We start from the raw sequence: 9,127 nt of genomic DNA on the forward strand, positions 1-9,127 counted from the left end.
GGGAGAGAACTCGAATCTCCACATCTTGCGATACACGGACCTGAACCGTGCGCGTCTACCAATTCCGCCACCCGGGCACAGCCAGCAGTGTACCATTACAGAATGGATTTTCCGGGGCGGACTTCAAAAATTTTCATTCATGGTGCAGCATTTTTGGCTGCCCCCATAACAAGCAAAAGCGGACCGGCAACGGGCGCGTTTTTTGCTGACTTCCGACAACCAACCATCTCAAGAAAAGAGATCACTTATCAAAACAACCACACAAACTATCGGGCCGGGTGCCGGGCTGCTTGCCGAATTTGAAGGCACCGTTTCAGGCCACCGTGATGGCCACGGGTTCGTCCAGCGCGATGACGGCGAGGCTGACATCTACCTGCCGCCCAACGAAATGCGCGCCGTGCTGCACAAGGACCGTGTCAAGGCGCGCATCGTGCGGCATGACCGCAAGAACCGTCCTGAAGGACGTGTCACAGAAATCATCGAGCGTTCGTCCAACCCCATCATTGGCCGGCTGCTGCAGGAAAGCGGTGTCTGGCTGGTGGCACCTGAAGACAAGCGTTACGGCCAGGATGTGCTGATCCCCAAAGGGGCGACGGGCACCGCCAAGTCGGGCCAGATCGTGGTGGTCCAGCTGACGGAGCCGCCAGCGCTGTTCGGCCAGCCGGTCGGACGCGTCAAGGAAGTGCTCGGCGAGATCGACGATCCCGGCATGGAAATCGAAATTGCGGTGCGCAAATACGGTGTCCCGCACGAGTTCAGCGACCCGGCGCTGGCGCTGGCCCGCACCTTGCCGGACACCGTGCGCCCCGCCGACAAAAAACACCGTGTTGATCTGAGCGACGTTCCGCTGGTCACCATCGACGGCGAAGACGCGCGTGACTTTGACGATGCGGTGTATTGCGAGCCGGCCAAGGTCGGCCGTGGCAAGGGCTGGCGCTTGCTGGTGGCGATTGCCGATGTGAGCCACTACGTGGAGACCGGCAGCGCGATTGACGTGGATGCCTATGACCGCGCCACCAGCGTGTATTTTCCGCGTCGTGTGATTCCCATGCTGCCGGAGAAACTCTCCAATGGCCTGTGCTCGCTCAACCCGAATGTCGAGCGCCTGTGCATGGTCTGCGACATGCTGGTCAATGCCAAGGGTGAGGTCCACGCCTACCAGTTTTATCCGGCCGTCATGTTCAGCCACGCGCGTTTCACCTATACCGAAGTCGCGGCCATTCTCGGCAACACGCGCGGCCCGGAGGCGATGCAGCGCAAGGCCCTGGTGCCACACCTGCTGGACCTGCACGATGTCTACCAGGCCCTGCTCAAGGAACGCAGCGTGCGCGGCGCGGTGGACTTTGAAACCACCGAAACCCAGATCGTCTGTGACGATGCCGGGCGCATCGAGAAAATCGTGCCACGCACGCGTAACGTCGCGCACCGCTTGATCGAGGAAGCCATGCTGGCGGCCAATGTGTGTTCGGCAGACTATATTTCCCAGAGCAAACACGTGGGACTGTTCCGCGTGCACGAAGGTCCGACGCCAGAGAAAAAGGACATGCTGCGTAACTACCTCAAGGCCATTGGCCTCGGGATGACGATCAGCGACGACCCGAGCCCTGGTGAGTTCCAGCAGATCGCGGTGGCCACCAAGGACAGGCCGGACGCGCAGCAAATCCACTCGATGCTGTTGCGTTCTATGCAACAGGCGATTTACACGCCCATGAACAACGGCCACTTCGGCCTGGCCTATGAGGCCTACACCCACTTCACCAGCCCGATCCGCCGTTATCCCGACTTGCTGGTGCACCGTGTGATCAAGGCCATCCTGAATCAGACGACTTACCAGTTGCCGACCCTGCCCACACCCGGCGAAGCCGAGGCCAAGCTGTCCAAGCGCCTGGCGTCGCGGGTCAGCGACCCGACACAAAAGCCGAAAAAATTCAGTGTGGACCAACTGGCCTGGTTGGCTGCAGGCCTGCATTGCAGTGCCAACGAGCGCCGTGCCGACGAGGCCAGCCGTGATGTGGAAGCCTGGCTCAAATGCAAGTACATGCGCGAGCATTTGGGCGAGGAATTCGGTGGCGTGGTCACGTCGGCAGCCGGCTTCGGCATTTTTGTCACGCTGGACGCCATGTATGTCGAAGGCCTGGTGCACATCACCGAACTGGGTGGCGAGTACTTCAAGTTCGACGAGGCGCGCCAGGAGTTGCGCGGCGAACGCACCGGCATCCGTTATGCCATCGGCACACGGGTGCGGGTGCAGGTCAGCCGGGTGGACCTGGACGGGCGCAAGATCGACTTCCGGCTGGTCCGCGAAGGTGAGGAGCTGCTGACCCGTGCCATGAAGGACAAGACCGGCGCACGCGCCAGTGACCTGCCGGAGCAGGAGCGCGGTGCAAACCGCAATTCGGGCGAGCTGCGTGGCGACAGGCGTGCGGACAAACGCGGTGACCAACGCGCCGACAAGCGCAGTGGGCAGGGCGCAGCCGGACGGGGCAGCCATGCCGGCGGCAGCCGTGCGGCGGTCTCGCCGATCCAGGCACTCAAGGCGGCGGTCAAGAAGTCGGCCGGTGGTCCCGGCCGAAAATCCAGCAAGAAACCGAGGCGCTGAGCGGCATGCTGATCCGTATCCTGGGTTTCCTTCTCGAGACGCTGTTTTTTGTGCTGATCGGGGCCGCCTTGCTGCGCGCCTGGATGAACTACCAGCGCATCAACATGCGCGCGCAGCCCGGCATCTTCGTGATGGCGGTGAGCGACTGGATCGTCAAACCCTTGCGCCGTGTGCTGCCCACAGCGGTGGCAAAGTCGCGCGTGGACTGGGCCAGCGTGCTGGCGGCCTTTGTGCTGGCGTTGCTGTACGCCTTGCTCGGTGTGCTGCTGATCGGCATGTTGTCCGGCGGTATTCCGGAGGTCAGCCCCACGCTGCTGCCGGCCTTGCTGCTCGGGGCCTTGAAGATGCTGTTGCGTGTTGCCCTGCAGGTGGCTTTTATCGCGGTGCTGGCTTTTGCGATTATTTCCTGGGTGCAACCTGGCTCGCCCATGTACGGCCTGCTGGGGCGGCTGACAGAGCCCTTGCTGGCGCCGCTTCGCCGGGTGATCCCGCAGATCGGTGGGGTCGACCTGTCAGCGCTGGTGCTGCTGCTGTTGCTGCAGATCGGCTTGATGGTGCTCGGCTAGCCGCGACGCGGTTAAGGTCTGTCCGTCTGGCCAATTGTCGGCCAGCCGTCCATGCCGGAACACCGCGCCGCAGGCGGCTTCAAAAGCCGGGAGCCCGGAAGCCAGGTTCGCGCCCAGCATGCCTGCCAACACATCGCCAGTGCCGGCTGTGGCCAGGCGGGCATTCCCGGTGGGGTTGATCACCGGAATCACATCCGGTGAGGCGATCACCGTCCCCGAGCCTTTGAGCACCACCACACACTGAGACCTGGCAGCCAGCCGCATGGCCGCATTCAGGCGATCCCCTTGCACGGCGACCGTGCTGATGCCGAGCAGGCGTGCCGCCTCCAGCGGATGCGGGCTCAGCACGGTGCGCCAGCCCTTCGCGGCGCGGGCGCGCAGCAAGGCTTGCAGGGACGTGTCGGTGGCGACGGCGTTGAGCCCATCGGCGTCCAGCACCAGTGCGGTGGCCCTCGACAGGATTCTGGGCAGCACGGCGGCGACGGCATCGCCGCCGCCGCAACCGCACACCACCACTTGCCCGGACAGGTCCAGCGCGTCCGGACTGCGAAACATCAGTTCGGGCTGCTGCGGGTCCACCGCCAGACTGGGGCTGCCGAGCAGCGCGACAAACACCCGGCCGGCGCCGGCATGCAGGGCCGCTCGGCTCGCCAGCAGCGCGGCGCCGGCCATGTGGGTGGTGGCCGCCGACTCGCCGCCGACGACCGCCACATCGCCGAAGCTGCCTTTGTGGCTGCTGTGGCGCGCCTGGCTGCGGCCGGTGGTGCCGGCACGGTCCTGGCCGGCCAGCCAGGCATCGGGCGCCATGCCTGCAGGCGGCGCGACGCCCAGATCGTCCCACCAGACCTGCCCGGCCAGATCGCGCCCGGCGGCGGTGAACAAGCCCGGTTTCAGCGTTAAAAAACTCAAGCAAAATCGGGCGCCAGCCCTTTCCGGACAGGCGCTGCCAGCTATGAATTCAGGAGCAAAATCGACGCCGGTGTCGGCATCCAGACCGCTCGGAATGTCGAGCGCGAGCACTGGCGTGCTGCTGCCTCGCAGCAACTGCATCCAGCGCGCCATGCGAAGGACTTCTGCGCTGCCGTCACCGGGGCGCGGCGTGGCGCCTATGCCCAGCAGGGCATCGATGGCGAAATCAAAATCAGGCGGCGGGGCGTCCGCAAAGCAAACACCGGCAGCGCGGGCCCGCTGCAGCGAAGCCCGTGCGTCGGCGGGCAGTTTGCCTGCGCGTTCGCCGCGTTCACCCAGCCAGGTCACTGTGACGGTTTTGCCCCATTGGTGCAGCTGGAGGGCCGCTTCCAGGCCGTCGCCGCCGTTGTTACCGGGGCCGCAGGCGATCCAGATCTGCTGGGCATGCGGCGCCAGCGCCAGGGCCAGGCGAGCGGCCGCCAGCCCCGCGCGTTGCATCAGCGTGTGAGCGGGCAACGCCGCGGCCGCTTGCTGCTCCAGCCGGCGCGTTGCTGCGACTGTCTGCAGCGGCAAGGTGAGGGCGGTGGAAAGCGGGTGCATGGCCCGATTGTGAGCCCGCTAGCGTTTGAGGCGAGCCACGTCGAAGCCGTCCATGCTGATCGCCGGCGTTTGGCCACCGACCAGATCGGCGATGGCGCGCGCGCTGCCGCAACTGAGCGCCCAGCCACTGGAACCATGGCCCAGGTTAAGCCACAGGCCGGGCAGGCCGCTGGGGCCGATGAGGGGCGGGCCGTCTGGCAGCATGGGGCGAGCGCCTTTCCACTCCTGCACGCTGGCGCCTGTGCTGGAGGTGTGGGCTGCGCCGGGGAACCAGTCCTGCAGCACCTTGTAAAGCGTTTGCACCGAGGCTGCGCGTTTTTTGTCCGGATCGCCGCCAATTTCCGCGCTGCCGGCTACCCGCACGCGGTTGCCCAGGCGCGAGATGGCGACCTTGTAGCGTTCGTCCATCAGCGCGCTGCGTGGCGCGTTGAGCGGCTCGCGAAGCGGTGCGCTGATCGAGTAACCGTAGACCGCCGCCAGCGGAATGTTCAAACCCAGCGGCCTGAGCAGGCGCGCTGATGCCAGGCCGGCACACAGCACCACCGCGTCGAAACTGCGCGGCGCGGCTTCGCCTGCTATCAAAAAAGTAGCTGGTTGCGCCCGTTCCATATGGGCTACCGCCTTGTTGAATTCAAAATTTACGCCGAGGCGCTGGGCTTCGGTCTTCAGCAGCAGCGCGAACTGCCGGCAGTTCGCGACCTCGTCGTCCGGCAGGTGAATCGCACCCAGGAAAGCCGTGTCTGGATTGAGCGCGGGCTCGATCTTGCGCGCCTCGTTGCTACCAACCTGGCGGAAAGCCACGCCAGCATCGCGCAACACCTGCAGGCCGGGCTCCACCATGCGGGCGTCGGCTTCTGCGCGCAGCAGCACCAGGTAGCCCGGACTGCGGTCGTAGTCGAGCTGCCGGTCGGCCGTGATCTGGTGCAGGCGTTCGCGGCTGTAAAACGCCAGGCGCTGCAGCCGGGCGCGGTTGGCCAGGTAGGTTTCCAGCTTGCAGGCGCGCCACCACTTCCACATCCAGGCCAGCTCGCTGCCGGACAGCGGCAAGCCCAGTGTCACAGGCGCATGGCGGCGAAACAGGTGCCCCAGCACCTTGCGCGGCATGCCGGGGGCGGCCCAGGGTGTGACGTAACCGGGCGCGACCACGCCGGCGTTGGCGAAACTGCCCTCTTCAGCAGCCGCGCCGCGGCGTTCGAACACGGTGACCTCGTGGCCGTCCAGGGCCAGTTCCCAGGCGGTGGTGATGCCGATGATGCCGGCGCCTATGACGGCGACCCTCATGGCCTGGTCCGGCGCAAACCGGTAGAAATGGACGGAATCAGGGGGAAGTGCATGTTTTCTTGCTCAAATCTGCCCTTAGCCCTTTCTGGACTGGCGTAGACAGCTATCATTTTCATAGTACAGGTGGGGCGGCCAGGCGGGTCAGGTCAGCGCCATGGGTAGCGCCGCGATGTCTGGCGGGCAGGGGAGCAGTAGCAGGATGTTATACTCAGCGGGTTGTACGAAAGGCGTTCGGCCCTTCGCGCAATAAATCGCAAATCAGCCATTCAAGGTGTTGCCCGAGGTACTTTTCAAAAGATCTCTTCGGGTGATAAGCGCTGATTTTAGACACAACCTTTGGAGTATCTCTATGTCAACAAGCATGCGTGAAATGCTGGAAGCCGGCGTCCATTTCGGTCACCAAACCCGCTTCTGGAACCCCAAGATGGCCCCGTATATCTTCGGCCATCGCAACCGTATCCACATCATCAACCTCGAAAAATCGCTGCCGATGTTCGAGGAGGCGATGAAGTTCGCCAAGCAGTTGTCCGCCAACCGCGGCACCATCCTGATGGTTGGCACCAAGCGCCAGGCCCGCGAGCTGGTCTCTGCCGAAGCCAAGCGCGCCGGCGTGCCTTTTGTTGACCAGCGCTGGCTGGGCGGCATGCTGACCAACTTCAAGACGGTCAAGACCTCGATCAAGCGCCTCAAGGAAATGAAGGCCCAGCAGGAAGTCGGCCTCGACGCCCTGAGCAAGAAAGAGCAGCTGACCTTCAAGCGCGAAATGGAAAAGCTCGAAAAAGACATCGGCGGCATCCAGGACATGAATGCCCTGCCTGACGCGATTTTTGTGATCGACGTGGGCTTCCACAAGATCGCCATCCTCGAAGCCAAGAAGCTGGGCATCCCGCTGATCGGCGTGGTGGACTCCAACCATTCGCCCATCGGCATCGACTACGTGATTCCCGGCAATGACGACTCGTCCAAGGCTGTGGCCCTGTACGCACGTGGCATCGCTGACGCGATCATCGAAGGCCGCGCCAGCGCTGGCAACGAAGTCGTCAAGATGGTTTCCGCTGAAAGCACCGACGAATTCGTCGAAGTGGAAAACGCCGCTGCCTGATAGTCCCGGCCCTGCGCCTGACGCGAAAAAGGGGCTCGCGTAGCCCCTTTTTCACAGCCTTTGTTCAAAGGCACGTATTTATTTGAAGTCAACACGACACACGGAGAACCGAAGATGGCAATCACAGCAAGCATGGTCGCAGAACTGCGCGCAAAAACCGACGCCCCGATGATGGAGTGCAAAAAAGCACTGACCGAAGCCGAAGGCAACTTTGAAAAAGCCGAAGAAATCCTGCGCGTCAAGCTGGGTAACAAGGCCGGTAAGGCGGCGTCCCGCATCACCGCCGAAGGCGTGATCGCCTACCACAGCGAAGGCGGCATCGGTGCACTGGTCGAGATCAACTGCGAAACCGACTTCGTCACCAAAAACGACAGCTTTCTGGCCTTCACCGATGCAGTCGCCAAGGGCATCGTCAAGAACAAGCCAGCCGATGTGGCCGCGATCGGCGCCATGCCGCTGAGCCTGGACGGTTTCGGCCCGACGGTCGAAGATGTGCGCAAGGGCCTGATCGGCAAGATCGGCGAGAACATGTCGGTGCGCCGCTTCCAGCGTTTCGAAAGCGGCAAGCTCGCGTCCTACCTGCACGGCACACGTATCGGTGTGGTGGTGGAGTTTGACGGCGATGAAACTGCCGCCAAGGATGTGGCCATGCATGTGGCGGCCATGAAGCCGGTGTCCCTGTCCAGCGACCAGGTGCCTGCCGAGCTGGTAGCGCGTGAGCGTTCCGTGGCTGCCGCCAAGGCCGCCGAAGATGCCGCCGTGGCAACTGCCGCCGGCAAGCCGGTGCAGTCCCCCGAAATTGTTGCCAAGCGTATCGAAGGCGGCGTGCAGAAATACCTGAAAGAAGTCAGCCTTCACAACCAGACTTTCGTGAAGAACGACAAGCAGACCGTCGAGCAGATGCTCAAGGAAAAGGCCACCACCGTGAAGTCTTTCACCCTGTATGTCGTCGGTGAAGGCATCGAGAAGAAGGTGGACGATTTCGCGGCTGAAGTGGCTGCCCAGGTGGCTGCCGCCAAGGGCTGATCGGCCCGAACTGACCCGGAAGGCCGCTAAACTAACGCCCATAAAAACGACAGGAACTCCCCTCATGCCAGCCTACAAGCGAATCTTGTTGAAACTTTCCGGCGAAGCCTTGATGGGAGACGATGCCTTCGGCATCAACCGCGCGACGATTGTGCGCATGGTTGAGGAGATCGCCGAGGTGACGCGTCTGGGTGTCGAAGTCGCCGTCGTGATCGGCGGCGGCAATATTTTTCGCGGCGTGGCCGGCGGCTCGGTCGGCATGGACCGCGCCACCGCCGACTACATGGGCATGCTGGCCACGGTGATGAATGCGCTGGCGCTCGGCGACACCATGGACAAGGCCGGGCTGACGCCACGTGTGATGTCGGCCATCGGCATCGAGCGCGTGGTCGAGCCCTATGTGCGCCCCAAGGCTTTGCAGTACCTCGAAGAGGGCAAGGTGGTCATTTTTGCGGCCGGCACGGGTAACCCGTTTTTCACGACCGACACCGCCGCCGCCTTGCGCGGCGCCGAGATCGGCGCCGAGATCGTGCTCAAGGCCACCAAGGTGGACGGCGTCTACAGCGCGGATCCAAAGAAGGACCCGTCGGCGACGCGTTATACCAACATCACCTTTGATGAGGCCATTGGCAAGAACCTCGAAGTGATGGATGCCACGGCCTTCGCGCTGTGCCGCGACCAGAAGCTGCCGATCAAGATTTTCAGCATCTTCAAGCATGGCGCGCTCAAGCGCGTGGTGATGGGCGAGGATGAAGGCACCCTGGTTCACGTCTGAGCGTTAGCGGCCGCTGCGGGTCGCGAACAACTTTTGCATAAACAAGATCGATCCGGAGATTCCATCATGAGCATTGTTGATATCAAGAGCAGCACTGAACAGAAAATGCAGCAGTCGCTGGAGTCCTTCAAGCAGGCGCTGACCAAGATCCGCACCGGGCGGGCCAACCCGGGTTTGCTCGATACCGTTCAGGTGGACTACTACGGCGCCATGGTGCCGATCAGTCAGGTGGCCAACGTCTCGCTGCTCGACGCCCGCACCATCAGCGT

General features: G+C 63.2%; 8 protein-coding genes. 6 read left to right on the forward strand and 2 right to left on the reverse strand.

Annotation, left to right across the window (positions count from 1 at the left end; translation table 11 throughout):
• Positions 1-286: 286 nt before the first annotated feature.
• Together rnr and ACH2CW_RS09420 are read left to right on the forward strand one after the other, a co-directional pair.
• On the forward strand, positions 287-2,599 hold the full coding sequence (rnr, locus tag ACH2CW_RS09415) for a ribonuclease R (protein WP_395057426.1): 2,313 nt from the start codon (positions 287-289) through the stop codon (positions 2,597-2,599).
• 5 nt (positions 2,600-2,604) lie between these two features.
• Positions 2,605-3,165 (forward strand): YggT family protein, encoded by a 561-nt coding sequence (locus ACH2CW_RS09420; RefSeq protein WP_395057413.1) that lies wholly within the window; start codon positions 2,605-2,607, stop codon positions 3,163-3,165.
• Here the strand turns inward: ACH2CW_RS09420 and ACH2CW_RS09425 are convergent.
• Positions 3,112-4,674: an NAD(P)H-hydrate dehydratase gene (locus tag ACH2CW_RS09425; protein WP_395057415.1), complete on the reverse strand. Its 1,563-nt coding sequence runs from the start codon at positions 4,672-4,674 to the stop codon at positions 3,112-3,114. The two genes, ACH2CW_RS09420 and ACH2CW_RS09425, sit on opposite strands and share 54 nt — an antisense overlap.
• Before the next feature lie 18 nt (positions 4,675-4,692).
• Entirely contained in the window at positions 4,693-5,955 is a 1,263-nt protein-coding gene (locus tag ACH2CW_RS09430; protein ID WP_395057417.1) for a D-amino acid dehydrogenase, read from the reverse strand.
• Positions 5,956-6,304: 349 nt separating this feature from the next.
• On the opposite strand from ACH2CW_RS09430, the gene rpsB reads away from it, so the two are divergent.
• From rpsB to ACH2CW_RS09450, 4 genes are all read left to right on the forward strand, one after another.
• Positions 6,305-7,057: a 30S ribosomal protein S2 gene (gene rpsB, locus ACH2CW_RS09435; protein ID WP_395057418.1), complete on the forward strand. Its 753-nt coding sequence runs from the start codon at positions 6,305-6,307 to the stop codon at positions 7,055-7,057.
• 114 nt (positions 7,058-7,171) lie between these two features.
• Positions 7,172-8,083, forward strand: coding sequence for a translation elongation factor Ts (gene tsf / locus ACH2CW_RS09440; protein WP_395057420.1), 912 nt, complete (start codon positions 7,172-7,174; stop codon positions 8,081-8,083).
• A 64-nt stretch (positions 8,084-8,147) separates the two neighbouring features.
• Positions 8,148-8,858 carry a UMP kinase gene (pyrH, locus tag ACH2CW_RS09445; protein WP_395057422.1) on the forward strand — a complete coding sequence of 237 codons (711 nt, stop codon included), beginning with the start codon at positions 8,148-8,150 and terminating at the stop codon, positions 8,856-8,858.
• A gap of 66 nt (positions 8,859-8,924) precedes the next feature.
• Positions 8,925-9,127 (forward strand): ribosome recycling factor (locus ACH2CW_RS09450; protein WP_395057424.1); only part of this gene is annotated, 203 nt, incomplete at its 3' end.

The sequence above is a fragment of the Polaromonas sp. genome (assembly GCF_043778355.1).
Lineage (GTDB): Bacteria > Pseudomonadota > Gammaproteobacteria > Burkholderiales > Burkholderiaceae_C > Polaromonas.